Raw genomic sequence first — 232 nt, 5'->3', positions numbered from 1 at the left:
CAAGGGTCAGCCCGGTATTGGCAGCGGTTCGGGTTTCCGCCTCTTTCAGAAGACTGCAAATGTCGGAAGCCAGATCTTCACGCGAGCCGATGATGCGCACACGCACATTCTGACTGTGAAGTTTGCTCAGATCACGACGGATGAACAGCTTCAGCAAGCCCATCAGCTCTGTGACTTCAGAGGTCGGCCTTGTCCAGTTTTCAGATGAAAATGCAAAGAGTGTCAGGAATTC

1 protein-coding gene is annotated in these 232 nt (G+C 52.2%); it reads right to left on the bottom strand.

Features of this window, described 5'->3' with window-relative positions; genetic code table 11:
- Positions 1-232 (bottom strand): undecaprenyl diphosphate synthase family protein (locus tag HBA93_RS23830; RefSeq protein WP_221724855.1); only part of this gene is annotated, 232 nt, incomplete at both ends.

Origin of the sequence: Ochrobactrum sp. SFR4, from assembly GCF_019730395.1 — a bacterium.
Taxonomy (GTDB): Bacteria; Pseudomonadota; Alphaproteobacteria; order Rhizobiales; family Rhizobiaceae; genus Pseudochrobactrum.
The sequence above is the reverse complement of the archived record's forward strand: the minus strand, read 5'-3'. Positions and strand labels throughout refer to the sequence as shown.